The sequence below is a fragment of the Pseudomonas tolaasii NCPPB 2192 genome, from assembly GCF_002813445.1.
Lineage (GTDB): Bacteria > Pseudomonadota > Gammaproteobacteria > Pseudomonadales > Pseudomonadaceae > Aquipseudomonas > Aquipseudomonas tolaasii.
The window spans coordinates 4192000-4216497 of the sequence record NZ_PHHD01000001.1; the positions used below are offsets into that span (position 1 = coordinate 4192000).

The 24498-nt window shown below is 61.1% G+C and carries 28 protein-coding genes and 1 tRNA gene; 15 read left to right on the forward strand and 14 right to left on the reverse strand.

Features of this window, described 5'->3' with window-relative positions; all coding sequences use genetic code 11:
* Positions 1–61: 61 nt before the first annotated feature.
* A complete protein-coding gene (locus tag ATI14_RS19490) occupies positions 62–1225 on the forward strand; it encodes a CaiB/BaiF CoA transferase family protein (RefSeq protein WP_016969276.1) in 1164 nt (387 codons plus the stop codon).
* A gap of 92 nt (positions 1226–1317) precedes the next feature.
* Here the strand turns inward: ATI14_RS19490 and ATI14_RS19495 are convergent, their stop codons facing one another.
* Positions 1318–1812: a SprT family zinc-dependent metalloprotease gene (locus ATI14_RS19495; protein WP_026083097.1), complete on the reverse strand. Its 495-nt coding sequence runs from the start codon at positions 1810–1812 to the stop codon at positions 1318–1320.
* A gap of 129 nt (positions 1813–1941) precedes the next feature.
* Positions 1942–2544: a Yip1 family protein gene (locus tag ATI14_RS19500; RefSeq protein ID WP_016969278.1), complete on the reverse strand. Its 603-nt coding sequence runs from the start codon at positions 2542–2544 to the stop codon at positions 1942–1944.
* Positions 2545–2918: 374 nt separating this feature from the next.
* On the opposite strand from ATI14_RS19500, the gene ttcA reads away from it, so the two are divergent.
* Both ttcA and ATI14_RS19510 read left to right on the forward strand, forming a co-directional pair.
* A complete protein-coding gene (gene ttcA, locus ATI14_RS19505; RefSeq protein WP_016969279.1) occupies positions 2919–3743 on the forward strand; it encodes a tRNA 2-thiocytidine(32) synthetase TtcA in 825 nt (274 codons plus the stop codon).
* A 67-nt stretch (positions 3744–3810) separates the two neighbouring features.
* Complete coding sequence (locus ATI14_RS19510; protein WP_016969280.1) at positions 3811–4482, forward strand: DNA-3-methyladenine glycosylase I; 672 nt, start codon at positions 3811–3813, stop codon at positions 4480–4482.
* A 124-nt stretch (positions 4483–4606) separates the two neighbouring features.
* On the opposite strand, the gene ATI14_RS19515 is transcribed toward ATI14_RS19510, so the two are convergent.
* Genes ATI14_RS19515 through arsC form a run of 3 tightly spaced genes read right to left on the reverse strand, consistent with a single transcriptional unit; the run spans position 4607 to position 5962 of the window.
* Positions 4607–5014 (reverse strand): DUF2069 domain-containing protein, encoded by a 408-nt coding sequence (locus tag ATI14_RS19515; protein ID WP_016969281.1) that lies wholly within the window; start codon positions 5012–5014, stop codon positions 4607–4609.
* Positions 4998–5612: an NAD(P)H:quinone oxidoreductase gene (wrbA, locus tag ATI14_RS19520; RefSeq protein ID WP_016969282.1), complete on the reverse strand. Its 615-nt coding sequence runs from the start codon at positions 5610–5612 to the stop codon at positions 4998–5000. Before wrbA ends, ATI14_RS19515 begins: the two co-directional genes overlap by 17 nt.
* On the reverse strand, positions 5609–5962 hold the full coding sequence (arsC, locus tag ATI14_RS19525; protein WP_016969283.1) for an arsenate reductase (glutaredoxin): 354 nt from the start codon (positions 5960–5962) through the stop codon (positions 5609–5611). The genes wrbA and arsC overlap by 4 nt, the downstream gene beginning before the upstream one ends.
* 115 nt (positions 5963–6077) lie before the next feature.
* On the opposite strand from arsC, the gene ATI14_RS19530 reads away from it, so the two are divergent.
* On the forward strand, positions 6078–6539 hold the full coding sequence (locus ATI14_RS19530) for a TlpA family protein disulfide reductase (protein WP_016969284.1): 462 nt from the start codon (positions 6078–6080) through the stop codon (positions 6537–6539).
* A gap of 114 nt (positions 6540–6653) precedes the next feature.
* Here the strand turns inward: ATI14_RS19530 and ATI14_RS19535 are convergent, their stop codons facing one another.
* The 4 genes from ATI14_RS19535 to ATI14_RS19550 all read right to left on the reverse strand — a co-directional run bounded on the left by ATI14_RS19535 (position 6654) and on the right by ATI14_RS19550 (position 11495).
* Entirely contained in the window at positions 6654–7058 is a 405-nt protein-coding gene (locus tag ATI14_RS19535) for an META domain-containing protein (protein WP_016969285.1), read from the reverse strand.
* Positions 7055–7495 carry a hypothetical protein gene (locus ATI14_RS19540; RefSeq protein WP_016969286.1) on the reverse strand — a complete coding sequence of 147 codons (441 nt, stop codon included), beginning with the start codon at positions 7493–7495 and terminating at the stop codon, positions 7055–7057. Before ATI14_RS19540 ends, ATI14_RS19535 begins: the two co-directional genes overlap by 4 nt.
* Positions 7496–7566: 71 nt before the next feature.
* Positions 7567–8556: a 2-hydroxyacid dehydrogenase gene (locus tag ATI14_RS19545; protein ID WP_016969287.1), complete on the reverse strand. Its 990-nt coding sequence runs from the start codon at positions 8554–8556 to the stop codon at positions 7567–7569.
* 185 nt (positions 8557–8741) lie between these two features.
* Entirely contained in the window at positions 8742–11495 is a 2754-nt protein-coding gene (locus ATI14_RS19550) for a response regulator (RefSeq protein ID WP_016969288.1), read from the reverse strand.
* A gap of 205 nt (positions 11496–11700) precedes the next feature.
* Here ATI14_RS19550 and ATI14_RS19555 point away from each other — a divergent pair, with 205 nt between their 5' ends.
* Both ATI14_RS19555 and ATI14_RS19560 read left to right on the forward strand, forming a co-directional pair.
* Positions 11701–12429 (forward strand): response regulator transcription factor, encoded by a 729-nt coding sequence (locus ATI14_RS19555; RefSeq protein ID WP_016969289.1) that lies wholly within the window; start codon positions 11701–11703, stop codon positions 12427–12429.
* Positions 12416–13774 (forward strand): sensor histidine kinase, encoded by a 1359-nt coding sequence (locus tag ATI14_RS19560; protein WP_016969290.1) that lies wholly within the window; start codon positions 12416–12418, stop codon positions 13772–13774. The genes ATI14_RS19555 and ATI14_RS19560 overlap by 14 nt, the downstream gene beginning before the upstream one ends.
* Before the next feature lie 3 nt (positions 13775–13777).
* Here the strand turns inward: ATI14_RS19560 and ATI14_RS19565 are convergent, their stop codons facing one another.
* Positions 13778–14293 carry a DUF2062 domain-containing protein gene (locus ATI14_RS19565; protein ID WP_016969291.1) on the reverse strand — a complete coding sequence of 172 codons (516 nt, stop codon included), beginning with the start codon at positions 14291–14293 and terminating at the stop codon, positions 13778–13780.
* A 135-nt stretch (positions 14294–14428) separates the two neighbouring features.
* Between ATI14_RS19565 and ATI14_RS19570 the strand changes: the two genes are divergently transcribed.
* From ATI14_RS19570 to murB, 8 genes are all read left to right on the forward strand, one after another.
* Positions 14429–16654 carry a DNA internalization-related competence protein ComEC/Rec2 gene (locus ATI14_RS19570; RefSeq protein ID WP_016969292.1) on the forward strand — a complete coding sequence of 742 codons (2226 nt, stop codon included), beginning with the start codon at positions 14429–14431 and terminating at the stop codon, positions 16652–16654.
* Between the two features lie 108 nt (positions 16655–16762).
* Positions 16763–17398 carry a MotA/TolQ/ExbB proton channel family protein gene (locus ATI14_RS19575; protein WP_016969293.1) on the forward strand — a complete coding sequence of 212 codons (636 nt, stop codon included), beginning with the start codon at positions 16763–16765 and terminating at the stop codon, positions 17396–17398.
* Positions 17395–17823, forward strand: a complete 429-nt coding sequence (locus ATI14_RS19580) for an ExbD/TolR family protein (RefSeq protein WP_016969294.1) — start codon at positions 17395–17397, stop codon at positions 17821–17823. The genes ATI14_RS19575 and ATI14_RS19580 overlap by 4 nt, the downstream gene beginning before the upstream one ends.
* Positions 17823–18833, forward strand: a complete 1011-nt coding sequence (lpxK, locus tag ATI14_RS19585) for a tetraacyldisaccharide 4'-kinase (protein WP_016969295.1) — start codon at positions 17823–17825, stop codon at positions 18831–18833. The genes ATI14_RS19580 and lpxK overlap by 1 nt, the downstream gene beginning before the upstream one ends.
* Before the next feature lie 23 nt (positions 18834–18856).
* On the forward strand, positions 18857–19042 hold the full coding sequence (locus tag ATI14_RS19590) for a Trm112 family protein (protein ID WP_003174668.1): 186 nt from the start codon (positions 18857–18859) through the stop codon (positions 19040–19042).
* Entirely contained in the window at positions 19039–19803 is a 765-nt protein-coding gene (gene kdsB / locus ATI14_RS19595; protein WP_016969296.1) for a 3-deoxy-manno-octulosonate cytidylyltransferase, read from the forward strand. The genes ATI14_RS19590 and kdsB overlap by 4 nt, the downstream gene beginning before the upstream one ends.
* On the forward strand, positions 19803–20267 hold the full coding sequence (locus ATI14_RS19600; RefSeq protein ID WP_016969297.1) for a low molecular weight protein-tyrosine-phosphatase: 465 nt from the start codon (positions 19803–19805) through the stop codon (positions 20265–20267). Before kdsB ends, ATI14_RS19600 begins: the two co-directional genes overlap by 1 nt.
* Positions 20264–21283: a UDP-N-acetylmuramate dehydrogenase gene (gene murB, locus ATI14_RS19605; RefSeq protein ID WP_016969298.1), complete on the forward strand. Its 1020-nt coding sequence runs from the start codon at positions 20264–20266 to the stop codon at positions 21281–21283. The genes ATI14_RS19600 and murB overlap by 4 nt, the downstream gene beginning before the upstream one ends.
* 62 nt (positions 21284–21345) lie before the next feature.
* On the opposite strand, the gene ATI14_RS19610 is transcribed toward murB, so the two are convergent.
* Positions 21346–22017 carry a Bax inhibitor-1/YccA family protein gene (locus tag ATI14_RS19610; RefSeq protein ID WP_016969299.1) on the reverse strand — a complete coding sequence of 224 codons (672 nt, stop codon included), beginning with the start codon at positions 22015–22017 and terminating at the stop codon, positions 21346–21348.
* Between the two features lie 152 nt (positions 22018–22169).
* Between ATI14_RS19610 and ATI14_RS19615 the strand changes: the two genes are divergently transcribed.
* Positions 22170–22260: transfer RNA gene (locus ATI14_RS19615), tRNA-Ser, on the forward strand.
* A gap of 117 nt (positions 22261–22377) precedes the next feature.
* Here ATI14_RS19615 and ATI14_RS19620 read toward each other — a convergent pair.
* Genes ATI14_RS19620 through ATI14_RS31190 form a run of 3 tightly spaced genes read right to left on the reverse strand, consistent with a single transcriptional unit; the run spans position 22378 to position 23865 of the window.
* Entirely contained in the window at positions 22378–23442 is a 1065-nt protein-coding gene (locus ATI14_RS19620; RefSeq protein ID WP_080519831.1) for a tyrosine-type recombinase/integrase, read from the reverse strand.
* A gap of 4 nt (positions 23443–23446) precedes the next feature.
* Positions 23447–23683, reverse strand: a complete 237-nt coding sequence (locus ATI14_RS19625; RefSeq protein WP_017254529.1) for a DUF4224 domain-containing protein — start codon at positions 23681–23683, stop codon at positions 23447–23449.
* 38 nt (positions 23684–23721) lie between these two features.
* Positions 23722–23865: a hypothetical protein gene (locus ATI14_RS31190; RefSeq protein ID WP_155773645.1), complete on the reverse strand. Its 144-nt coding sequence runs from the start codon at positions 23863–23865 to the stop codon at positions 23722–23724.
* Positions 23866–24498: the final 633 nt, after the last annotated feature.

Below are 24498 nucleotides of genomic sequence, written 5' to 3' on the forward strand. Positions count from 1 at the left end.
GATTGCGGGCGGGCACGGAGCTGCCTAGTCTGTGGGCACTCGAATCGGAAACGGAGTCTCCATGTCTGGTCCCTTGGCGTCCCTCAAAGTGCTGGATTTTTCCACCTTGCTGCCCGGCCCGTTTGCCTCGTTGCTGCTCGCGGACATGGGCGCCGAGGTGCTGCGCATCGAATCGTCTACGCGCAGGGACCTGCTGCGGGTGCTGCCGCCCCACGACCGCGGCACGTCGGCCAGCCACGCCTACCTCAATCGCAATAAACGCAGTTTGGCCCTGGACCTCAAAAAGGCCGAGGCGCTGGAGATCGTGCGTGAATTGGTGAAGGACTACGACATTGTCCTCGAACAGTTCCGCCCCGGCGTGATGGAGCGTCTGGGGCTGGGGTATGAGGCGCTGAAAGCGATCAACCCCCGGCTGATTTATGTGTCGATCACCGGTTACGGCCAGACCGGGCCTTATAAAGACCGCGCCGGGCATGACATCAACTACCTGGCGCTGGCCGGCGTGGCCAGCCATACCGGGCGGCAGGACAGCGGACCGTTGCCGCTGGGTGTGCAATTGGCGGATGTGGGCGGCGGCTCGCTGCATGCGGTAGTCGGGTTGCTCGCCGCGGTTATCGCCCGCCAGCAAAGCGGCGTCGGCCAATACCTGGATGTGAGCATGACCGATTGCTCGTTCAGCTTGAATGCCATGGCGGGCGCGGGTTACCTGGCCTGCGGTGTGGAGCCGGCGTGGGAAAACCATGTGCTCAATGGCGGCAGTTTTTATGATTATTACCGTACGCGGGATGGGCGCTGGATGTCGGTCGGCAGCCTGGAGCCCGGGTTTATGCAGCAACTCTGCGAGGCATTGGGGCGGCCGGAGCTGGCGGCGTTGGGCTTGTCCCCCGCGCTCAAGGCGGCGTTGCAGGTTGAATTCGAGAAGCGCAGCTTTGACGAGTTGTGCGAGCTGTTCGCCTCAGTCGATGCGTGCGTGGAGCCGGTGCTGAGCCTGAGTGAAGCGGTGGAGCATCCACAGCTCAAGGCGCGGGCGCTGGTCAGCCAGGTGCCACGGGGGGATGGTTCAACGCAGGCGCAACTGGCCTGCCCGTTGAAGTTTTCAGAAGGGTTGCCGCCGCCTCGGCACATTGGGGCGGCGGTGGGGGCGCACAGTGATGAAGTGCTGGCGGAGTTGGGGTTTAGTGTTCAGCGAATTGCAGATTTGCGGCAGGCTGGAGTAGTGGGGTGACTGATCGGGCGCTATCGCGGGCAAGCCCACTCCCACATTTTGAACGCGGCGGTTATCAAAATGTGGGAGCTGGCTTGCCTGTGATGAGGCTTTCACTCCACCCGGGTTTCGCCGGTAAATACCAACGTCTGCCGGCACCGCCTGCACAAATACCGCCTTCCCTGAGCCACCAGCGCATGGCGCTGTGACGAAAACGGAAAATCACTGTCCGCACACGGGCAGCGGTAGATATAGCGGGTCACCTGCCGGCGTTTCACTTCATAGGTGTGGCAGCGATCCGGCGGCAGTTCGTATACCCCGCGCATGATCAATTGCCATTCCTCGCCATGGGGCTGGATGCGTTCGCCAAACAACTGGTGGGCAATCAGGTGCGCCACTTCGTGGGCAACGGTTTGTTTCAGGAAGTGTTGGGTGTTTTCTCGGTACAACTGTGGGTTGAAACGCAGCAGGTTCTCGTGCAAATGCGCGACACCGGCTTTCTGACCCCGCAGCTTGAGGCTGACTTGGGGGCGTTTGAAGCTTCGTTTGAAAAAGGATTCGGCTTGCAGGAAACAATCTTCGACGCGGGTATTGAGTTGCTCGGGCATGCTGTACATATCTCCAGAGAGCACCAGTATGCCGCAAAGCCGAGTGTTTCCGAATCTGTCAGGCGCCGAATGGTCATGCATAACGCACAAAGCCACCTTGCGGTGGCCTTGCTTGCGATCTGAAAGCGGCTAGTTGGTGTAAATCGGCCCCACGCCAAGGCCCCAGACGATCACGGTGAAGGCCATGATCGCCACCAGCACCACTAGCCCCACGGCGAGTACCGAGCTGGAAAACAGGAAACCCTCGTCCGGGTCGATGTTCATAAAGGTCGGTAGCCCCACATACAGCAGGTAGACCGTGTAACAGATGGCCGCCGTGCCCACGATCATGCCCAACCACATGTGCGGGTAGAGTGCCGCCAGCCCGCCGATAAACAGTGGTGTGGCGGTGTAAGTGGCAAAGGCCACGCAACGCGCCATGCTGGGGTTGGCGTCGTAAGTGCGGGCCATCCAGTGAATGAACGCACCCATCACCGCCACGCCGCCAAGCATGGCGGCATACGACATGAGGGTCATCCACAAGGCGCTTTCCTGGGTGAGCATCACCGGAGCACGGCTGCCGATAACCCATCCGACCTGTGTGGTGCCGATAAAGGCGGAAACGGCGGGGATCGCCGCGAGAATCAGGGTGTGAGTGAGGTACATGTGGCCGATGCTTTCTTCCTTATCGCCACGGATTTCCCGCCATTCCTGGTCGGGATGGGTAAACAGCCCCACGACGTGATGGATCATGCCAGTCACTCCTGTCGTTATTACCATCGCCCCCCATCGGAGCGCCCACGGGCCAATTGGCCTCAAAGGTCCTGGATAGTGATGTGGGACCTCAAATCGCAGTATAGGAAGTGATGACCTGAAAAACTGTAGGGCTTTAGAGCAAATTGCGCTGTAAACAGCGGGCTTAATCGCGGCGAGGTCTGTCTGGACTGCCACGGTCGATGTGGGAGCTGGCTTGCCTGCGATAGCGGCGGGTCAGAAACGAATCAGCTGGCTGACCCACTGCTTTCGCAGGCAAGCCAGCTCCCACATTGGATCGGCGTCGCCCATTGAAGTATTTTTGCGTAAAATGCTGCGCTTTTCGTCACACACCTCTAGCGGATCCAAGCGCCATGGGCACTCTTACGGTCAACCAGAACAAACTGCAAAAACGCCTGCGTCGCCTGGCCGGTGAAGCGGTCGCCGATTTCAACATGATCGAGGACGGCGACAAGGTCATGGTCTGCCTCTCCGGCGGCAAAGACAGCTACACCATGCTCGATGTGCTGCTGCACCTGCAGAAGGTCGCACCGATCACGTTCGAGATCGTCGCCGTCAACATGGACCAGAAACAACCGGGCTTTCCCGAGCATGTGCTGCCGGCCTACCTCAAAGAGTTGGGCGTGGAATATCACATCGTCGAAAAAGACACCTATTCGGTGGTCAAGGAGCTGGTTCCGGAAGGCAAGACCACCTGCTCGCTGTGCTCGCGCCTGCGCCGTGGCACGCTCTACACCTTTGCCGACGAAATCGGCGCGACCAAGATGGCCCTGGGGCATCACCGCGACGATATCGTCGAGACCTTCTTCCTGAATATGTTCTTCAACGGCTCCCTCAAGGCCATGCCGCCCAAGCTGCGCGCCGATGATGGCCGCAACGTGGTGATCCGCCCGCTGGCGTATTGCAACGAGAAAGACATCCAGGCCTACTCCGACTTCAAGCAATTCCCGATCATCCCCTGCAACCTGTGCGGCTCCCAGGAAAACCTGCAGCGCCAGGTGGTCAAGGAAATGCTGGTGGACTGGGAGCGCAAAACGCCGGGCCGTACCGAAAGCATCTTCCGCGCGTTGCAGAACGTACAGCCGTCGCAGCTGGCGGATCGCAACCTGTTCGATTTCACCAGCTTGAAGATCGACGAGACGGCCGCGTCGCGCTTCGTCAACGTTGTGAACCTCTAAGCGACTTCAATGCTCTGACACACGGCGCTTGCGGGCGCCGTTTTCCATTCAATTGCCAGGAGAGGGCATGCGCGATTACAAGTGGCTGCACGAATACTGTCTGAACCGTTTCGGTTCGGCTGCCAAACTGGACGCCCACCTGGCTGTACCCAAGACCCCGGCGCAACTGCGCAGGATCAGCGATGATCGCTACCTGTCGACCCTGGCGCTGCGAGTGTTTCGCGCCGGGCTCAAGCACAGCGTGGTGGACGCCAAATGGCCGGCATTCGAAGAAGTCTTCTTCGGCTTCAACCCGGAGAAAGTTGTGCTGATGGGCGCCGAGCACCTGGAGCGCCTGATGCAGGACACGCGCATCATCCGCCACCTGGGCAAGCTCAAGAGCGTGCCGCGCAATGCGCAGATGATTCTGGATATCGAGCAGGAGAAGGGCAGTTTCGGCGCGTTCATCGCCGACTGGCCGGTGACGGAAATCGTCGGCCTGTGGAAGTACCTGAGCAAGCACGGCCACCAGTTGGGCGGGCTGTCGGCACCACGCTTTTTGCGCATGGTCGGCAAGGATACCTTTGTGCCGAGTGATGACGTGGTGGCGGCGCTGAATGCGCAGAAGATCGTCGATAAGGTGCCGACCAGCCTGCGGGATTTGGCGATTGTGCAGGATGCTTTCAATCAGTGGCATGCCGAGAGCGGGCGGCCGATGTGCCAGTTGTCGATGATGTTGGCGTACACGGTGAATCATTGAAATCGAGGTGATGCCTTCGCAGGCAAGCCAGCTCCCACATTTGACCGAGTTCCAACTTTGGAATGCAACCAAATGTGGGAGCGGGCTGGCCCGCGAAGGGTGCCTGACAGGCACTACAGGTCTATCAGGCCTCAGCAAGCCGCCGATTGAGCTGATGCCGCCACCGCACATACAGCAGCGCCGTACAAAACACCGCCAGACTCGCCAGCATCTCCAGCACTCCGAACCACTGCCGGTTGGGGTCATACGCCGCCAGCGCGCCCTTGATGAAATACAGGTTCACCACAAAGCACATCCACGAATGCCCGCGCGCGCTGCCCATCAGCATTCCCGGCGCGAGTATCAGCAGCGGCACCAGTTCGATCAGCAGGATCACCCACGGGCGCGCGCCGTGCAGGTCGGCCACGAACAGGTAGTAACCGCTCAGCAAGCCCACCAGGCCAAAAAACGCCAGCAGGCTCAGCGCCCGCGCGGTCTTGACCCGTGGCGCGAGCCAAGCCGTTGGTGGCAGGACCTTAGGCTTCCTGGCCACGGCCGTTCTCCAGCAGGCTCGCGGTTTTCGCCAGGCGCAGGCCGAGGGCGCGGCACAGGCTGATTTCATGTGGATCGAGCATGCGCTTGCCGTCCGGCCCCGAGTGGTGGCTGGCGCCATACGGCGTGCCGCCGCCCTGGGTGTCGAGCAAGGCCTGTTCGCTGTAGGGCAGGCCGGTGATCAACATGCCGTGGTGCAGCAACGGCAGCAGCATCGACATCAACGTGGTTTCCTGGCCGCCGTGCAGGCTGGCGGTGGAGGTGAATACACCGGCCGGCTTGCCGACGAGGGCGCCGGTGAGCCACAGGTTGCTGGTGCCGTCGAGGAAGTATTTGAGCGGCGCGGCCATGTTGCCGAAGCGCGTCGGGCTGCCGAGGGCCAGGGCGGAGCAGTTTTTCAGGTCATCAAGGCTGGCGTACAGCGCGCCTTCGTCCGGAATGCTGGGCGCCACGGCTTCGCACTCGGTGGAGATCGCCGGAACGGTGCGCAGGCGCGCCTCCAGCCCGGCCTGCTCGATGCCCCGGGCAATCTGCCGGGCCATTTCGCTCACCGAGCCGTTGCGGCTGTAATACAACACCAGCACATAGGGTGCGCTCACGGCAGAATCTCCAGGACGTTTTCCGGCGGGCGGCCGATGATGGCTTGGGTGGCGGTTTCCAGGATCGGGCGCTCCATCAGCTTGGGATGCTCAGCGATGGCGGCGATGAGTTGCGCTTCGCTGAGGCTGGCGTCGGCCAGGTTGAGGGTTTTGTATTCGTCCTCGCCGGTACGCAGCAGCTGGCGCGCGCCGATGCCGAGTTTGCCGAGCAGGGCCTTGAGTTGCGCAGCGTTCAGCGGGGTTTCCAGGTAGCGCACCACGGTGGGCGTGAGGCCACGGGCTTCGAGCAGTTCCAGCGCACCACGGGATTTCGAGCAGCGCGGGTTGTGATAAAGCGTCAGATCGGTCATGTGCGGGTCGCATCTTGCGTAAGGTGGCGGGTATTCTACCCGGGCTGTGGCGCGTCCTTAAACCGTAAGAGGCGATAGGTCGCAGCCGATGTTCATTTTTACGAAGGATTACCCCATGACAAGGCGACTGATCGGTGCATTGGCGATCATCACAACCCTGCTGCTCAGCGGCTGCGGTAACGATTACGGCGTTGACCAATATGGCAAGAAAGTAGCGGCCGAGCGCCTGGATAAACAGTGGGTTGTACTTAATTACTGGGCCGAATGGTGTGGCCCTTGCCGCACGGAAATCCCCGAGCTCAATGCCCTGGCCGAGCAACTGAAGGGGCAGAACGTGGGGGTATTCGGGGTCAACTTCGATAACGTGCAGGGTGAAGAATTGAAGGCCGCCAGTGAAAAGCTGGGCATCAAGTTCACCGTGCTGGCGCAAAACCCGGAAGAGACTTTCGATATTCCGCGCAGCGAGGCGTTGCCGGTGACCTACATCATCGATGACAAGGGCAAGGTGCGCGAGCAGTTGATGGGCGAGCAGACGGCGGAAGGGGTGTTGGCCAAGCTCAAGGCCTTGCGCGGTTGAACCTGTGAGGGTTGGCTAGTGTGGGAGCTGGCTTGCCTGCGATGGCATCACTGCGATGTACCTGACACACCGAGTCAGCAGCATCGCAGGCAAGCCAGCTCCCAAGAAAAGCCATCAGCCTTCTTCAAGCCACAGGCGAATCGGCTTGCCTTCGGCGGGCCAGAAACGCGTTTGCTCGATCGGCGAGATGTCCCAGCGCTCGACGCCTTGCAGCGCCTGGAAGAAGCGGTGTTCCTGCTCCATCAGGGCTTCGGCGCAGAGCTTGCGGGTGCTGCCCACCTTGCCGAAGCTGAGCTTGTCGCCCTCGACGGTGTAGGGGGCGAACCAGTGATTGCAGCCGCCATTGCCATAGGCGCGACCATCGGCGCCGAGGGTGACGGTCAGGTGGGCGTAGTCCATCAACGGCCGCTCACCGATCCATTCCACCACGTAGCTGTGGTCCTGCTTGAGCTTCACCGCGTCACCTGCGCAGCCGGTCAGGCCGACGCCGAGGGCGGCGAGCAAAAGCGCGCCTTTCATTGCGCGGCCTGCTGGCATTTAGGGCAGCGGTGCTGGTCGCCCATGTTGGCCCAGCCCAGCTCCTGGATACGCGCGTTGGCGGCCGGTTGCAGGGGCTCTTTGGTCAGCTTGGTTTCCACCGCGAATTCAAATTCGAGCACGGTGTCGCAGCTGTCGCAGTTGACCTTCCAGGTGTGAATCTCCAGCTCGCCGAATTTCGGCCCCTGGGCCATGGCGACCCATTGGCCCGCCGGGCGGATGGAGTAGCGTGCGTCACCTTCGACGGTGAGGCGCATCGACAGGGTTTTACTGCCGCGCAGGGTGACGATCAGTACGTCGCCGTGCTTGATCGAACCACCGTTGCCGGTGATCTGGTAACGGCCCGGCACCAGGGCGCGGCATTCGATCAGGGTGTGTTGCGGGCTCAGCAAGCTGAAGCGGAAATCGTGTTCGGCCATGGGTCCTCCAAATAGGCGCGGCATCCTATCACGGGTGCCGGCTCATCATGAGCCTGGTATATGACCGCTGATCATCCTTCGACCAGGTTCTGCGGCTGGCCTTCGGCCCACGCGACAATGTTGGCCAGGGTGGTGTCGGCGATGGCTGCCAGGGCCTCGCGCGTCAAAAAGGCCTGGTGCGCAGTGATGATCACGTTCGGGAAGGTCAACAGCCGCGCCAGCACGTCATCCTGCAAGGGCAGGTCGGAGCGGTCCTCGAAAAACAGCTGGGCTTCTTCTTCATACACATCCAGGCCCAGGTAGCCGAGCTGGCCGTCCTTGAGGGCTTCGATCAGCGCCGGCGTATCGACCAACCCGCCACGCCCGGTGTTGATCAGCATTGCGCCCGGTTGCATGCGGGCCAGGGAGGCGGCGTTGATCAGGTGTTTGCTGTCGGCGGTCAGCGGGCAATGCAGGCTGATGATCTGCGCCTGGGCCAGCAGCTCCGGCAGGCTTACGTAACGTGCGCCGAGGGCCTGGACCTGCGGGTTGGGGAAGGGGTCATAAGCGAGCAACTGGCAGCCGAAACCGGCCATGATTTTGGCGAACGTGGCGCCGATCTGCCCGGTGCCCACCACGCCGACGGTTTTGCCCACCAAGTCGAAACCGGTAAGCCCGTGCAGGCTGAAGTCGCCATCGCGGGTGCGGTTATAGGCACGGTGCAGGCGGCGGTTAAGGGCCAGGATCAGCGCAACAGCGTGTTCGGCCACCGCGTGGGGCGAGTAGGCCGGAACCCGCACGATGGTCAGGCCCAGGCGCCTGGCGGCGGCGAGGTCGACATGGTTGTAACCGGCCGAGCGCAACGCGATCAGGCGCGTGCCGCCTTTGGCCAATTGTTCCAGCACCGGTGCGCTGAGGTCGTCGTTGATAAAGGCGCAGACCACGTCGTGGTGTTCGGCCAGGGCCACGGTGTCGAGGTTGAGCCGGGCGGGCTGGAATTGCAGCTCTACGCCAGCGGGCTGCGGCGCGCCGAGGAAGCTGTCGCGGTCGTAGGTCTGGCTGCTGAAAAGAATGACGCGCATTGAAAGGCTCCCTGCACGGTTAAAGGTGATCGTGTACCCCTGTGGAAGCTGGTTTGTGTGGGAGCTGGCTTGCCTGCGATGGCCTCTCCTCGGTCTGGCAGGCATACCGAGTCGCCTGCATCGCAGGCAAGCCAGCTCCCACAGGAACGCAGTTCCCTACAGAAAAACCAGCTCCCACAGAAAAGCTACGCGTTGACGCGAGCCTCACTGGCCAGCCGCGCAATCGCCATGTCCAGCTCATCCAACGCGGCCATGGCCTTGGCGTCATCCTGCTTGAGCAAGGTTTCGGCACGCTGGCAGGCGGCGCGCAATTGCGGCACGCCGCAGTAGCGGGTAGCGCCGTGCAAGCGGTGGACGCGTTCGATCAGCGCATTGTTGTCCTTGGCTTCGCGGGCGACAGTAATCGCCAAGCGGTCGGCTTCAAGGGAGGCCAGCAGCATGGCGAGCATATCGGCGGCGAGATCCGCCTTGTTCGCCGCCAGGCGCAGGCCTTCCTCGTGGTCCAGCACCAGCAGTTGCACGCCGTGGCCGAGGTTGTCATTGCCGCGCTCGGGGCCCTGGTTACGCAGGGCCAGGCCGGTCCATTTCAGCACCACCTGGGCCAGTTGCCGTTCGCTGATGGGCTTGGTCAGGTAGTCGTCCATGCCGCTTTGCAGCAGCGCGCGTTTTTCGTTGGCCATGGCGTGGGCGGTGAGGGCGACCACCGGCAGTGGCGTGCCGTGGCGCTCGCTCTCCCACTGGCGAATCGCCTCGGTACTTTGGCGGCCGTCCATGCCGGGCATTTGCACGTCCATCAGCACCAGATCGAAGGTTTCCTGCTTCACCGCATCAATGGCCGCATAGCCACTTTCGACGGCGAGCACCTTGGCGCCCATGTCTTCGAGCAGGGTTTGCACCAGCAGCAGGTTGGCCGGGTTGTCGTCCACGCACAGCACGCGCGGTGCCCGGCTGGACAGTGGCTCGCCGGGTTCGCTGCGCAACGGGCGCGGGCTGATCAGGTCAGCCAGGGCGCGACGCAATTTACGCGTACACGCGGGTTTGGCCTGCAATTGGCTGTTGGGGTTCGGCACCGACTGGTTGAACAGCATTTGCTCGGTGGTCGGGCATAACACCAGGACCTTGCAGCCCAGGTGTTCGAGGTCCCACAAGTGTTGGTTGAGGCGTTCGGGCGGGATGTCGTTGGCCGTGACGCCGAGTACCGCCAGGTCAATCGCCTGTTCGGTCTGATGGGTGCTGGTGATGCCGTTGGTCAGGCTTTCGAGGGTGTTGAACGGCGTGACTTCCAGGCCGCAGTCTTCCAACTGATGTTGCAAGGCCTGACGCGCCAGCTCGTGGTTTTCCAGCACCGCCACACGACGGCCCAGCAGCGGCGCAGAAGGCAAATCGTCAACGTCATCGCGGGTTTTGGGCAGGTTCAGGCTGATCCAGAACTCCGAGCCTTCGCCTGGCGTGCTGTCGACGCCAATCTCGCCGCCCATCTGCTCGATCAGGCGTTTGGAAATCACCAGACCCAAACCGGTGCCGCCGGGTTGGCGCGACAGCGAGTTGTCGGCCTGGCTGAACGCCTGGAACAGCGCGCGCACGTCCTGATTGGAAAGGCCTATGCCGGTGTCTTGCACACTGATGCGCAGTTGTACGCTGTCTTCTTCTTCGTCCTCAACCATTGCGCGGGCGACGATGGTGCCTTCGCGGGTGAACTTGATCGCGTTGCTGATCAGGTTGGTCAGGATCTGCTTGAGGCGCAGCGGGTCGCCCACCAGCGCCAGCGGCGTGTCGCGGTACACCAGGCTGACCAGTTCGAGCTGCTTGGCATGGGCGGCGGGGGCGAGGATGGTCAGGGTGTCCTGCAGCAAATCGCGCAGGTTGAACGGCACGCTGTCGAGCACCAGCTTGCCGGCTTCGATTTTCGAGAAGTCGAGAATCTCGTTGATGATGCCCAGCAGGTTGTCGGCGGACTTTTCGATGGTGCCCAGGTAATCCAGCTGACGCGGCGACAGCTCGCTTTTCTGCAGCAGGTGGGTAAAGCCGAGGATGCCATTGAGCGGAGTGCGGATTTCGTGGCTCATGTTGGCCAGGAATTCCGACTTGATACGGCTGGCCTCCAGGGCCTCCTTGCGCGCCAGGTCCAGCTCGATGTTCTGGATTTCAATGGTTTCCAGGTTCTGGCGCACGTCTTCGGTGGCCTGGTCGATGCTGTGTTGCAATTCTTCCTGGGCATTTTGCAGGGTTTCGGCCATGCGGTTGATGCCCGAGGCCAATTGATCCAGTTCCTGGCTGCCGAGGGGCGGCAGGCGCGTTTCGAGGTTGCCGTCCTTGAGCTGGGCCACGGCCTGCTTGATCTGGCCAATCGGCGAGTTGATGGTGCGACTGATGCGCAGCGCCAGGGCTGCGGTGCAGATCAGGCCGATGGCGATCAGCAGCAGGCTGGCGAACAGGCTGCGGTAGCCGCGCAGCAACATGCCGTTGTGGGAAAGCTCCACCTCGACCCAGCCCAGCAGGCGGTCGGCCTCATCGGGAATCAGCTCGCCGGCAAGATTACGGTGGCGGCCAAAGACCGGCAGCAGATAGCGGGTGGCGTCATTGCCGCTACGCTGCAACAAATGCGAACTGTTGCCCACCGGCGGCTGGTTGAGCATGGTCGGGCCCGCGTGGGCCAGGGGCGAACGGTCAGGTGCGAGGAACGAAACGGCGCGCACGTCCGGTTGCTCAAGGGACTGGGTGGCGATGCGTTCGAGCAGGTCGGTGTTACGCGTGCTCAGGGCAGGAGCCACCAACGGCGCCAACTGCTCGGCAATCATTTCGCCGCGCTGCAGCAACTGGGTCTGCAACTCCGAGAGCTGCATCCAGGTGAAATAGCCCCCCAACAACAAGGCCATCAGGCTGGTCGGTAATAAGGTCAGCAACAGTACGCGGCCTTTTATCCCCATTCTTCTAAGCACGCCACTCTCCTGCTACCACATTGTTTTCAATGACCCGCGCGGGCATCCGGCCCGCGCCACCTGCGCAGTGTAGCCATTTGCGCGGTGCGGAATCTTGCAAATTAATGACACGGGGCAATCTTCGGGCCATTAGCCGCCGGCTGGCGATTGCCTGGCACGGCTTAATCTTGAATAATCAGCGATTGAGAATGACTTGCAGACGCTAATGAATCCCGCAGCAGTTGGCTTGCCCAGTATCCTGACCATCGAAGATGACCCTGTGCTGGGCGCCTATGTCCATGAGCATCTGGGACGTTGCGGCTTTCAGGTCACCTGGTGCCAGAACGGCCAGCAGGGCCTGCAAATGGCCCGCGACCAGGCATTCGACGTGGTGTTGATGGACATTCTGCTGCCGGGGCTGGACGGTCTGTCGATCCTGACCCATTTGCGCCAGAGCCATTCGATCCCGGTCATTCTGATGTCCGCCCTCGGGGCTGAAGCGGACCGTATCAGCGGGTTTCGCCTCGGGGCCGACGATTACCTGCCCAAACCGTTCAGCATGATCGAGTTGCGGGTGCGCATCGAAGCCATCCTGCGCCGCGTGGCCCTGGACCGCCGGCCGTTGCCGAACCGTTCACCGGTACGCGATGAAGCCCGCGCACTGCGTTTTGACGACCCATTGTGTGATGTGTTCTATCAGGAGCACTGCGCCGGGTTCACTCGCAGCGAATACCGCCTGCTGGAAACCCTGCACCGCCATACGGACGAAGTGCTCAGCAAAGCCTTTCTTTATCAGCATGTATTGCAGCGCGGTTATGCCCTGCATGACCGCAGCCTGGACATGCACATCAGCCAGATCCGCCGCAAACTCAAGGCCATCGGCTACACCGAACGCGAGGTCCGGACGGTATGGGGCAAGGGGTATGTGCTGAGCGGTCATGATGAAGGGCTTTAAACGACTGCCCGGCAGGCATTCGTTGTTCTGGAAGCTGGCCTGTCTGTTGATCGCCTTTTGCTTGCTGATGGTCTGGCTCAGTTGGTCCTGGGGCCGGTACATGGAAGAGCAGAATGCCTACCTCTCTGAAGAGGCGCGGGAGACCCTGCGCGGTTACGCCGCCGGGGCCGAACTGGCCTGGAATACCCAGGGCAGCGCCGGGGTGGACGCGTGGTTGCACGTGATGGCCCAGCGCGAAACCACCTGGGTCGGCGTGATCGGCAATGACCTGCAATCCCTCAGCAGTGCGCCGCTGAGTGACAGGGAGAGCCAGCGCCTGACTTTCCTGCGCGGCCTTGAGTGGCCGGTCAGCCGGCATGCCAAAGGCCTGCCGTGGCTGAAAATCCCGTTCCCCATGGACCCGAGTGCCGGCTCACTAGTGATCGAACTGCCAAAACGCTTTATGCCGGGGCGTTATCAACTGTTCTGGCGAATGGTCACCAACGGCGTGATTCCCGGCCTGTTCACTCTGTTTTTGTGTATCGGCCTGTATCGGTTGCTGATCATGCCGCTCAACCAGTTGCGCGAGCAGGCCAATGCCTGGCGCGCCGACCACTTGAATGCGCGCATGTCTCGCGAGGCCATCAGCCGCAAGGATGAGCTGGGCGAGTTGGGGCGGGCGTTTGACCATATGTCCGAGCGCTTGCAGGGGACGGTGGTGTTGCAGCAACAACTGTTGCGCGATATGTCCCATGAACTGCGTACGCCGTTGAGTCGCCTGCGTGTGGCGTGTGACAGCGAGCAAGATCTTGCGCAGTTGCGCGAGCGTTTAAGTCGTGAAATAGACGCCATGCAACGCCTCGTGGAAGACAGCCTGCAACTGGCCTGGCTCGATAGCGAGCGTGCGCCGCTGCCCAGCGAGGATATTCAGGTACTGGCTCTGTGGGACATGCTGCGGGAAAACGCCTGCTATGAAAGTGACTGGCCGGCATCGCGCCTGCCTTGTCTGTTATCGGCCGATTGCTGGGTACGCGGCAACCTGAATGCGTTGGCCCAGGCTCTGGAAAATATCCTGCGCAATGCCATTCGCCATTCTCCCGCGCACGGGCTGGTGAAGCTGGACGGATGCCGCGAAGGTGATTATTGGCACCTTTGGCTGGAGGATCGGGGCGGCGGCATTGATGAGCAGGACCTGGAACGGATCTTCGCACCGTTTACCCGCCTGGAAGGATCGCGGCCCGGAGACGGCGGTTTCGGTCTTGGCTTGAGTATCGCCCGCAACGCCGTGCAGCGTCAGGGTGGCCGCCTCTGGGCGGAAAACACCGGCCAGGGCCTGCGGGTGCACCTGCAACTGTTGGCCCGTTAGCGCTCAGGCGCGGCGCTGCTTGCGTTTTTTCCATTGGTGGGCAACCCACCAGCGCCAGTAACCCATGGTCAGGCAATAGGCCAGTGCACCCAACACCAACCCCAGCACCACAGAGCCCAGCAGGAAGGGCTGCCACAGTGTGCTCAACTGCCCGCTGATCCATTCCCAGGTCAGGTCGTCGGGCAGGCTGCGAGGCGGTACATTCATCAACCACGCACCGGTCAGGTAGGTGCCCACAAACACGAACGGCATGGTGATCGGGTTGGTCAGCCAGACCAGGCTGACGGCGATGGGCATATTGGCACGCACGGTGATTGCCAGCACGGCCGCCAACAGCATTTGCAATGGAATGGGAATGAATGCCGCGAACAAACCCACCGCCATGGCGCGTGCGACCGAGTGCCGGTTCAGGTGCCAGAGGTTGGGGTCGTGCAGCAACGTGCCGAGAAACTGTAATGACTTGTGTTCCCGGATGCTGCTGGGATCGGGCATGTACCGTTTGAATAAGCGCCGGGGCATAAGGGGTCCAGGTCAATTCGAGGGGCAAGTATGCCCGCATTCTATAAACAGAAAATTCAGACTTTGTGACAAAACATCATAGGCCGCCTGTGACGTCCGGCTAAGACTGAGTGGATCACTGGAAAAGGATGATTCATGAGAACAGGGTTGTTCGCGCTCGGACTTGGCTTGCTTTCGCTGCGATTCTTGCCCGCACTGCCGCCGTTGGGCTGGCTGCTGGCCATGCCGGTGCTGGCATTGATGCTGTTGCCTTTTCGCACCCATCCGCTGGCGTTTTTCCTGCTGGGTTTGAGCTGGGCGTGTGCCAGTGCGCAATCGGCGCTGGAGGAGCGGCTCAACCCGGCACTGGAGGGGCAGACACGCTGGGTGGAAGGGCGCGTGGTCGGGTTACCGCAGCAAACGGGGACGGGCGTGCGCTTTGAATTGGCGGACAGCCGGTCTCGCAACGCTGTTTTACCCAAGCGTATCCGGGTGTCCTGGCATGCAGGCCCGCCCGTGCAAAGCGGCGAGCGCTGGCGCCTGGCGCTGACGTTTAAGCGGCCGCTGGGGTTGCTCAATTTTCATGGCTTTGACTATGAGGCGTGGTTGCTGGCCCAGCGCATCGGTGCAACGGCTTCGGTGAAAGATGGCGAGCGACTGGCAAGCGCCCGAAATGCCTGGCGCGACCCGATTCGTCAGCGCTTGATGGCCGTGGATGCGCAAGGGCGTGAAGTCGCACTGGCGGCCTTGGTGCTGGGGGACGGCTCCGGGCTGGGAACCGACGAGTGGCAAATCCTGCAAGACACCGGCACGGTGCACCTGCTGGTGATTTCCGGCCAGCATATCGGGCTGCTGGCGGGACTGATCTACGGGGTGGTCGCAGGGCTTGCACGGTATGGCTGTTGGCCTCGCACGTTGCCCTGGCTGCCGTGGGCGTGTGGGCTCGCGTTTGCTGCAGCATTGAGCTATGGCCTGTTGGCAGGGTTTGGCGTGCCGGTGCAGCGGGCGTGTGTGATGGTCGGGCTGGTGTTGCTCTGGCGCCTGCGTTTTCGGCACCTGGGCGTCTGGCTGCCGTGGTTGCTGGCGCTCAACGGGGTATTGCTGCTTGAGCCATTGGCCAGCTTGCAGCCGGGGTTCTGGTTGTCGTTCGCGGCGGTCGCGGTGCTGGTACTGGCTTTCGGCGGGCGGCTGGGGCCGTGGAGCATCTGGCAGGTCTGGACCCGGCCACAGTGGCTGATCGCGATCGGTCTATTCCCGGTCCTGCTGGTGTTGGGGCTGCCCGTCAGTCTCAGCGCGCCGCTGGCCAATTTGTTTGCCGTGCCGTGGATCAGCCTGGTGGTGTTGCCTCTGGCGTTGATGGGTACCGCTCTGCTTGCCGTGCCGTGGCTGGGTGAAGGCTTGCTGTGGTTGGCCGGCGGGGCGCTGGATGGGCTGTTCGCGCTGCTGGCGCTCTTGGCCGAGCGCTCGCCGGCCTGGGTTCCGGCCGAGGTGCCCTTGGGGTACTGGTGGGTAAGTCTGGCAGGCGCGGTGTTGTTGCTGCTGCCCAAGGGCGTGCCGTTTCGATTGCTGGGCTGGCCGATGCTGTTGCTGTCTGTTTTTCCACCCCGAGAGCAGGTGCCCCATGGGCAGGCCGAGGTGGTGCAGCTGGATGTCGGTCAGGGGCAGGCCGTGATTGTGCGCACCCGCCACCACACCGTGCTGTACGACACGGGGCCGCGCTCGGGGGCGATTGACCTGGGCGCGCGCGTGGTACTGCCATCGTTGAGAAAACTCGGGGCAGGGGCGCTGGACCTGATGGTACTCAGCCATGCCCACGCCGATCACGCTGGAGGAGCGGCGGCAGTCGCCCGCGGGCTGCCGGTCAAGCGGGTCATCGGTGGTGAAACCGAGGGTTTGCCGGCGTTTCTCGACACTCAAACCTGCTCCAGTGGCGAGCGGTGGGTGTGGGACGGGGTGACATTTGAGTTGTGGCAGTGGCCTGGGGCTACTAGCAGCAACCCGAGGTCTTGTGTGTTGCGCATCGAGGCCAATGGCGAAGGTCTGCTGCTGACGGGTGATATCGATCGCGCTGCCGAACAGGCGTTTCTGGCTTCACCGCTGGCCATTCGCACCGATTGGCTGCAAGCGCCTCATCATGGCAGTCGCAGTTCTTCATCCGACGCTTTCCTGCAACAGCTTGCCCCCGACTCGGTGTTGATTTCACGGGGGCGCGGCAATGCGTTCGGCCATCCCCATCCGCAAGTGTTGGCGCGCTATCAGGCACTGGGCAGCCAAATTCATGACAGCGCCGAGCAGGGCGCCGTGCGTGTACTACTGGGGGCGTTCAAACCACCGACTACTGCGCGCAGTCAACGTCGTTTCTGGCGCGAAGCGTTACCGTAATCCAGCGTTACCAAAGGCCGGGGGGGCGACGGACGGGTCTACGCCCGGCAAACCCCGCGACTGAACCTATATGGTAAAGTGGCGCACTTTTTCGAGGGGACATTCACTGTGTGGGAATTGGTCAAATCCGGCGGCTGGATGATGTTGCCGATCATCTTGAGTTCCATTGCCGCACTCGGCATCGTCGCCGAACGCCTGTGGACCCTGCGCGCCAGCCGTATCACGCCTGAGCATCTGCTGGGCCAGGTCTGGGGCTGGATCAAGAACAAGCAGCTGGACAAGGAAAAACTCAAGGAGCTGCGCGCCAATTCGCCCCTGGGTGAAATCCTCGCTGCGGGCCTGGCCAACTCCAAGCATGGTCGCGAGATCATGAAAGAGTGCATTGAAGAAGCCGCCGCGCGGGTCATCCATGAAATGGAGCGTTATATCAATGCGCTCGGCACCATCGCCGCCATGGCTCCATTGCTCGGTTTGCTGGGCACGGTGCTGGGCATGATCGATATTTTCAGCTCTTTCATGGGCTCGGGCATGACCACCAACGCCGCGGTGCTGGCGGGTGGTATTTCCAAAGCATTGATCACCACGGCGGCGGGCCTGATGGTCGGTATTCCGTCGGTATTTTTCCACCGTTTCCTGCAGCGCCGCATCGATGAACTGGTGGTCGGCATGGAGCAGGAAGCCATCAAGCTGGTGGAAGTGGTGCAGGGCGATCGGGATGTCGATTTCGTTGAGGGCCGAGCGTGAAATTTCGCCGCAAGCAACGGGAAAACGTTGATATCAACCTCGCGTCGCTGATCGACGTGGTGTTTATCCTGCTGCTGTTTTTTGTCGTGACCACCACGTTTACCCGGCAAACCCAGCTTCGTGTGGACCTTCCCGAAGCGGTCAGCGGCTCGCCGGCCGAAGATCAGGAAACCAAGCAACTGGACATCGCCATCAGCGCCGACGGGGTGTTTTCGGTCAACAACCAATTACTTGAGAAGAATGACCTCACGAGCCTGATGGATGCCTTGCAGAAAGAATCCGGCGGTGATGTCAACTTGCCGCTATCCATCAGTGCTGACGGCAAGACCCAACATCAAGCCGTGATCACCGCAATGGACGCCGCCGGCAAGCTGGGCTTCACCCATCTGCGCATGACCACCGTCGAGGCGGCGGGCCCACCCTGATGGCCATGTCCGATCGTTTGCTCAAAGCCTGGTACGAAGGCCATCCTGCGCTCACGCTCCTGCGGCCGCTGGAATCGTTGTATCGCCGGGTCGTGCAGTGCAAGCGCGCGCGTTTTTTGGCGGGTGAGGGCGGCATTTATCAATCACCGGTGCCGGTGGTGGTGGTCGGCAATATCACGGTGGGCGGCACCGGCAAGACGCCGTTGATTCTGTGGTTGATCGAGCACTGTCGCCGTCGTGGCTTGCGCGTGGGGGTTGTCAGCCGAGGCTACGGCGCGAAGCCGCCGCAGTTCCCATGGCGGGTGGAAGCCAGCCACAGCGCCGAGGTGGCCGGTGATGAGCCGTTACTGATTGTTCAACGCTGTGGCGTGCCCTTGATGATCGACCCTGATCGCAGCCGCGCCGTGAAAGCGTTGCTGGCCAGCGAGCCTCTGGACCTGATCCTGTCCGACGACGGTTTGCAGCATTATCGCCTGGCGCGTGACCTTGAACTGGTGCTGATCGATGCGGCACGCGGTTTGGGCAACCGGCGCTGCCTGCCTGCCGGGCCGCTGCGTGAGCCGATGGAGCGTTTGCAGAGTGTCGATGCGCTGCTTTACAACGGCGCCGGGTCCGATCGTGAGGATGGCTTCGCGTTTCGCTTGATGCCCACGGCGTTGGTCAACCTGAGGTCCGCCGAGCGCCAGCCCGTGGATTATTTTCAGGTCGGCCAGCAGGTCCACGCCGTCGCCGGTATCGGTAACCCGCAACGTTTCTTCAACACCCTTGAAACGCTACACTGGCAGCCCATACCCCATGCTTTTGCCGATCACGCGCCCTACAGCGCCGAGGTCCTGAGTTTTACACCGTCATTGCCGCTGGTCATGACCGAAAAGGACGCGGTGAAGTGCCGCGCCTTCGCCCAGCCCGACTGGTGGTACCTTGCGGTGGATGCGGTGCCGTCGCCGGCGTTTGTCGCCTGGTTCGACACACAGCTGATGCGCCTGTTGCCCGCCCGTCTTTTGCCTTAAAACGTTTTTTCCAGGAAACATTCATGGACACCAAACTGCTCGACATCCTCGCTTGCCCGATCTGCAAAGGCCCGCTCAAGCTCAGCGCCGACAAAACCGAGCTGATCAGCAAGGGCGCCGGCCTGGCGTATCCAATCCGCGACGGCATCCCGGTCATGCTGGAAAGCGAAGCCCGTACCCTGACTACCGACGAGCGCCTGGATAAATGACCACCGCCTTTACCGTTGTCATTCCCTCGCGCTACGCATCGACCCGCTTGCCGGGCAAACCGCTGCAACTGATCGGCAACAAGCCGATGATCCAGCTGGTGTGGGAACAGGCCAGCAAGAGCAGCGCCGAGCGGGTCGTGGTGGCCACCGATGATCCGCGCATCATTGAAGCCTGCAAGGGCTTCGGCGCCGAAGCGGTGCTGACCCGTGAAGACCATAATTCCGGCACCGATCGCCTGGCGGAAGTCGCTACGCAACTGGGCCTGGCGCCGGATGCCATTGTGGTCAATGTGCAGGGCGATGAGCCTCTGATTCCGCCAAGCGTGATCGACCAGGTCGCCGCCAACCTCGCCGCTCATGGCGAAGCGCGCATGGCGACCCTGGCCGAGCCTATCGAGGACATCGACACCCTGTTCAATCCCAACGTGGTGAAGGTGGTCAGCGACATCAATGGTCTGGCGCTGACGTTCAGCCGTTCGACCTTGCCGTGGGCGCGAGACGCCTTCGCCAACAGCCGCGACGTGTTGCCGGAGGGCGTGCCGTATCGCCGGCACATCGGCATCTATGCCTACCGTGCGGGTTTCCTGCATGACTTCGTCAGTTGGGGCCCGTGCTGGCTGGAAAACACCGAATCCCTGGAACAACTGCGGGCCTTGTGGCACGGCGTACGGATCCACGTGGGGGATGCGCTGGAGGCACCGCCGGCGGGTGTCGACACCCCGGAAGACCTTGAGCGCGTCCGTCGCCTGCTGGGGGTTTGATGGAGGTTCTGTTCGTCTGCCTGGGCAATATCTGCCGCTCGCCGACGGCTGAGGGCGTATTGCGCCACAAGCTGCGCGAAGCGGGCCTTTCCAGCCAGATTGAAGTGGCGTCTGCCGGAACGGGCGAATGGCATATCGGCAACCCTCCCGATCGGCGCAGCCAGCAGGCTGCGTTGGCACGGGGATATGACTTGTCGGTCCAGCGTGCACAGCAGGTTTCCCGTGCCGATTTTGCGCGTTATGACCTGATCCTGGCGATGGACCACAGCAACCTGCGCAACCTCAAGGCCCTCCAGCCTGCGCAGGGCAAGGCAGAGCTGGACCTGTTCCTGCGCCGTTTTGGCGCAGAAGTGGATGAGGTGCCGGACCCTTACTACGAAGGCGAGCAGGGTTTCGAACGGGTTTTGGACCTGATCGAGCAGGCCTGTGATTTATTGGTGATCGAATTGAAGGGGCGGTTATGACCTTGCAGGTGCTTGCGCAGGTTTCGCTCAAGCCATTCAACAGCTTTGGCATTGACGTGCGCGCGCAGCAGTTCGCTGAGGCCCACAGCGACGCCGATGTGCGTGAAGCGCTGGCTTATTCGGCGGCAAAGGCGCTACCGCTGCTGGTGATCGGAGGCGGCAGCAACCTGTTACTGACTCAGGATGTCCCTGCCTTGGTGCTACGCATGGCGACCCGGGGTATTCGTGTACTGAAGGATGACGGCGTGCACGCAGTGGTCGAAGCCGAAGCGGGCGAGGCCTGGCATCCATTCGTGCTGTGGACCCTGGAAAACGGCTTTTGCGGCCTGGAAAACCTCAGCCTGATCCCCGGCACCGTCGGCGCTGCCCCCATGCAGAACATCGGTGCCTATGGTGTAGAAATCAAGGATGTGTTTTCCGGTTTGACCGCCCTGGATCGCCAGACCGGTGAACTGCGTGAGTTCAGCCTGGAGGAATGCAAGTTCGCTTACCGCGACAGCCTGTTCAAACACGAAACCGGGCGCTGGTTGATACTGCGCGTGCGTTTCGCCTTGAGCCGGGCCAGCCAGCTGAAACTCGACTATGGCCCGGTGCAGCAGCGCCTGGCCGCTCAAGGGATCACCGAGCCAACGCCCAGTGATGTCAGCCGCGCCATCTGCAGCATTCGCCGGGAAAAGCTGCCGGACCCTGCCGAATTGGGCAATGCGGGGAGTTTCTTCAAAAACCCGTTGGTGTCGCAAGGGCTGGCGAGTGAGTTGCAAGCCTTGTATCCGGACCTGGTGGCGTATCCACAATCCGACGGGCAGATGAAACTCGCTGCCGGCTGGCTGATCGAAAAGGCTGGCTGGAAGGGCTTCCGTGAGGGCGACGCGGGGGTGCACAAGCTTCAGGCGCTGGTGCTGGTCAACTATGGCGCCGCCACCGGGCACGACATCGCCAATCTGGCGCAGCGTATCCAGCAGGACATTGCAGAGCGCTTCAAGGTTGATCTGGAAATGGAACCCAACCGGTACTGAATCCCCACCAATAAAAATGCCCCGTATCTTGCGATACGGGGCATTTTTTATGCCGCTGACAATCAGTCATCACGACCCATGATGCCGAAGATCTGCAACAGGCTGATGAACAGGTTGTAGATCGATACATACAGGCTGATGGTCGCCATGATGTAGTTACGCTCACCACCGTGGATGATGGCGCTGGTCTGGAACAGGATGCAGACGGAGGAAAACAGCACGAAGCCAGCGCTGATCGCCAACTGCAGGCCACTGATCTGGAAGAACATGCTGGCAACCACTGCGGCCAGCAGCACGAAGAAGCCCACGGTGATGAAGCCACTCAGGAAGCTCATGTCCTTGCGGCTGATCAGCACGTAGGCCGACAAACCACCAAACACCAGGGCCGTCATGGCGAATGCGGAGCTGACCACTTCCGCGCCGCCAGCCATGCCGAGGTAACGGTTAAGGATCGGGCCGAGGATGAAGCCCATGAAGCCGGTCAGTGCAAACGCCGACACCAAACCCCATACCGAGTCGCGCAGCTTGTTGGTGAGGAAGAACAGACCGTAGAAACCGATCAGCACAACAAAGATATTCGGGTAGCGCACGTGCATCTGCTGAGCCATGAACGCCATCACGCCGCTGAATGCGAGGGTCAGGGCGAGCAGGCCATAGGTGTTGCGCAACACGCGGCTGACTTCAAGCTGCTCAGCCTGCGCGTTGCCATTCACTGCGTAATTCTGTTCGCGCATGGCGACACTCCTTCAGTTTTGAAACGTTCAGTCGCAAAGATCATAACAGACGCTCTGTAACAAGCTATGGCGAGAGTTTGACAGTGTGTTTCATTCGGGTATTATGGCGCCCGCTGAGACGGGATAGGCTACTATAATCCTGTGAAGCAGAAGGGAAATTGGCAGAGTGGTTGAATGCACCGGTCTTGAAAACCGGCGGACGTTAATAGCGTCTCCAGGGTTCGAATCCCTGGTTTCCCGCCAAGATTTACACAAAAGCCCCGCGATTGCGGGGCTTTTGCGTTTCTGGGGATTGGTGCGTCGATCAACTTGGGGCCTGATCGTTTCCGCATGATTTCAGGCCGTTTCCGCAACTCGATGTCAGCGGGTCGGTTTCACGATCTCCCCAACACGCCTGTAAACAGTCTCGGTTATCCGCTTGTCTGTGTGCCCCAGCAGGCGGCTGGCATCGCCCAGGTCCAGGATTTCACTGGCGGCTTTTGGTCGTATGTCACGGAACTGGAACTGTCGGATGCTTGCTGCCAGCACGCCGTCGCCTGACTCTCTGGCGATGACAATTGCCTTGTCTCGCGCATCGTCAAAACGCAATCTCAGCATGTGTTTGGTCACCTGCCTCCCATCCTCGGTGACGATCAGATACGGGTTTCGAACTCCGCGGGCGCGCCTCTGTGCAATCAGGCGCTCAACCAGTACGCCCAAATCATTCAGTGTGCCGGCGGCCGTCAGGCGGATTCTCAGCTTTTTGGACGTCTTGCCCTGGGATACCTGCAGGAATTCGTTAACCGCGTCGGCCTCCCGCATCGAGAGCGTGTCGGCTGGGCGCTGAGCGGTCAGGTAAGCCAGGTCCATCGCGTCGCGCAGTTCTGGGGCTGCCACCGCATATACAGCCCCCCAGATTTCCTCGTTGGCGTAGAAGTCGCGCGGCGCCTCTTTGTTCTTGCGCACACCGGCGGCCGGGTTGGCTTCAGTTAGTCCCCACTCGCGTGCGATGTTGTAGATGTGTGACAGCAGAGAGATTTCTCGGTTGGCGCGCACCTTGGCGGTACGGCTGTCGCGATACTGCGCAATGATCTGTGGAGTCACCGCATCGATAGGCGCATCACTGAACGCTTTACGCAGCTGTTTCAGGCTCAAGCGGTTGTCGCTCTGTGTCTTGGGGGCCTTGCCTGGAATGATTTCGCGCTCGTACCGATCAAACACTTGGCCCAGTAGGGCGTTCTTCTTCGGCACCGGCTTGCAATCGAGCTTTGCCCACTCCGCCTTGGCGATATCTAAATCACCCCCGAGCGGGATCTCCACCCGCTTCCCGTCCTCATTCCTCCCGTCGTAGTAGTAACCAACCCACTCTTTACCGCCTTTCAGCGTGCGTACACGCCGAATCATTCGCGGCGGCAGGTCCCTGTTTGCCGCCTTTTTTGCTCGCATCGACTTACCCTACTTTTGATAGATCCAGCGACCAGGCTTCAGCCGCAACGTTTTCTGCTGACGGCTTCACGCCTGCCAGCTTCATCCGGGCATAAACCCGGCCAACAACTGGCCGACGCGCCCGGGTCAATACGTACTTCCAACCGTTTCGGTTGAGCCAAGCGATCTGGCCCGAAGGGATCATGTAGCCAGTGATTGCCGCTAGCTCTTCCTCGGCAAGTGTTTCGCTCTGCATTTCCATGATGGTGTCCTTGCCGCGCTGGGCGGCAGAAGGTGGGTTCAGTTGGTTGGCGTGGCCATGAATTGCATGCCGAGCTTCCAGGCGAGGTAGCAGCGGGTCAGCGCTTCGGAGGGCGAGCCGGTAAAACCAACGTGTCCAAACCCTTTGGCCTCGAACTGCGCGCCGTGCGCGAAGATGGTCAAGATTCCTGCCTGCGTCATCTCTTGGATGAGAATCGCTGCGTCACCGAGGTGCGAGTCCGGTCGAAAAGGGAAGGGCTCACCTCCTGGTCCGGTATCCCGGTACAAGCAAGGCCCCGAGGCATAGAGTTTGATCTTCCGGCGTTCCTCTATTCCCTGGGCGCGTGCCGCCCAGAGAGCCAAGTCGGCGCCGTTCAGGTCTTGGATAGGTGATTTCTCGCGCATAGGAATACCTCGCCCGCCGCTCACCGGCCGGCATGTAGGGGGGGATTGAGGCGATAGACCTGTAATGTCTATCAAGCAGGGTTTACTATTCCAATAGGAATCCACATCAGAAAGGCAAGAACAATATGGATATTCAGAACATCGAAAAGATAAATTTTTCAATAGCGTCAAATCTTACGATTATATTGATAGGCTTTATCGTTCCGGGTTTTTTACTTTGGTACTTGCACAGCCCTGCGCTTTTCGAGCGGCTAGATTTTTTCAAGTTGCTAATGCTTTCTGTAGCTGTGTGTTTACCAACATTTTTAATTCAGTTCGTTACCACTGCGCTGATGTACAGGTTGATTTCAGATTCACGCCCTGAGCTTTCGGAGCTTTGGGGTACGCCTGTGGATTGGTTTGTTCGCCACG

What these genes read in the sequence shown, in the direction of transcription:
- ATI14_RS19570 (WP_016969292.1), top strand. Translation starts at nt 14,429, where the DNA reads ATGAGAACAGGGTTGTTCGCGCTCGGACTTGGCTTGCTTTCGCTGCGA.
- ATI14_RS19565 (WP_016969291.1), bottom strand. Translation starts at nt 14,293, where the DNA reads ATGCCCCGGCGCTTATTCAAACGGTACATGCCCGATCCCAGCAGCATC.
- ATI14_RS19530 (WP_016969284.1), top strand. Translation starts at nt 6,078, where the DNA reads ATGACAAGGCGACTGATCGGTGCATTGGCGATCATCACAACCCTGCTG.
- ATI14_RS19590 (WP_003174668.1), top strand. Translation starts at nt 18,857, where the DNA reads ATGGACACCAAACTGCTCGACATCCTCGCTTGCCCGATCTGCAAAGGC.
- ATI14_RS19535 (WP_016969285.1), bottom strand. Translation starts at nt 7,058, where the DNA reads ATGAAAGGCGCGCTTTTGCTCGCCGCCCTCGGCGTCGGCCTGACCGGC.
- ATI14_RS19540 (WP_016969286.1), bottom strand. Translation starts at nt 7,495, where the DNA reads ATGGCCGAACACGATTTCCGCTTCAGCTTGCTGAGCCCGCAACACACC.
- ATI14_RS19610 (WP_016969299.1), bottom strand. Translation starts at nt 22,017, where the DNA reads ATGCGCGAACAGAATTACGCAGTGAATGGCAACGCGCAGGCTGAGCAG.
- ATI14_RS19510 (WP_016969280.1), top strand. Translation starts at nt 3,811, where the DNA reads ATGCGCGATTACAAGTGGCTGCACGAATACTGTCTGAACCGTTTCGGT.
- ATI14_RS19545 (WP_016969287.1), bottom strand. Translation starts at nt 8,556, where the DNA reads ATGCGCGTCATTCTTTTCAGCAGCCAGACCTACGACCGCGACAGCTTC.
- ATI14_RS19490 (WP_016969276.1), top strand. Translation starts at nt 62, where the DNA reads ATGTCTGGTCCCTTGGCGTCCCTCAAAGTGCTGGATTTTTCCACCTTG.
- ATI14_RS19495 (WP_026083097.1), bottom strand. Translation starts at nt 1,812, where the DNA reads ATGCCCGAGCAACTCAATACCCGCGTCGAAGATTGTTTCCTGCAAGCC.
- kdsB (WP_016969296.1), top strand. Translation starts at nt 19,039, where the DNA reads ATGACCACCGCCTTTACCGTTGTCATTCCCTCGCGCTACGCATCGACC.
- ttcA (WP_016969279.1), top strand. Translation starts at nt 2,919, where the DNA reads ATGGGCACTCTTACGGTCAACCAGAACAAACTGCAAAAACGCCTGCGT.
- ATI14_RS19500 (WP_016969278.1), bottom strand. Translation starts at nt 2,544, where the DNA reads ATGATCCATCACGTCGTGGGGCTGTTTACCCATCCCGACCAGGAATGG.
- murB (WP_016969298.1), top strand. Translation starts at nt 20,264, where the DNA reads ATGACCTTGCAGGTGCTTGCGCAGGTTTCGCTCAAGCCATTCAACAGC.
- ATI14_RS19555 (WP_016969289.1), top strand. Translation starts at nt 11,701, where the DNA reads ATGAATCCCGCAGCAGTTGGCTTGCCCAGTATCCTGACCATCGAAGAT.
- arsC (WP_016969283.1), bottom strand. Translation starts at nt 5,962, where the DNA reads ATGACCGATCTGACGCTTTATCACAACCCGCGCTGCTCGAAATCCCGT.
- ATI14_RS19600 (WP_016969297.1), top strand. Translation starts at nt 19,803, where the DNA reads ATGGAGGTTCTGTTCGTCTGCCTGGGCAATATCTGCCGCTCGCCGACG.
- lpxK (WP_016969295.1), top strand. Translation starts at nt 17,823, where the DNA reads ATGGCCATGTCCGATCGTTTGCTCAAAGCCTGGTACGAAGGCCATCCT.
- ATI14_RS19560 (WP_016969290.1), top strand. Translation starts at nt 12,416, where the DNA reads ATGAAGGGCTTTAAACGACTGCCCGGCAGGCATTCGTTGTTCTGGAAG.
- ATI14_RS19625 (WP_017254529.1), bottom strand. Translation starts at nt 23,683, where the DNA reads ATGGAAATGCAGAGCGAAACACTTGCCGAGGAAGAGCTAGCGGCAATC.
- ATI14_RS19620 (WP_080519831.1), bottom strand. Translation starts at nt 23,442, where the DNA reads ATGCGAGCAAAAAAGGCGGCAAACAGGGACCTGCCGCCGCGAATGATT.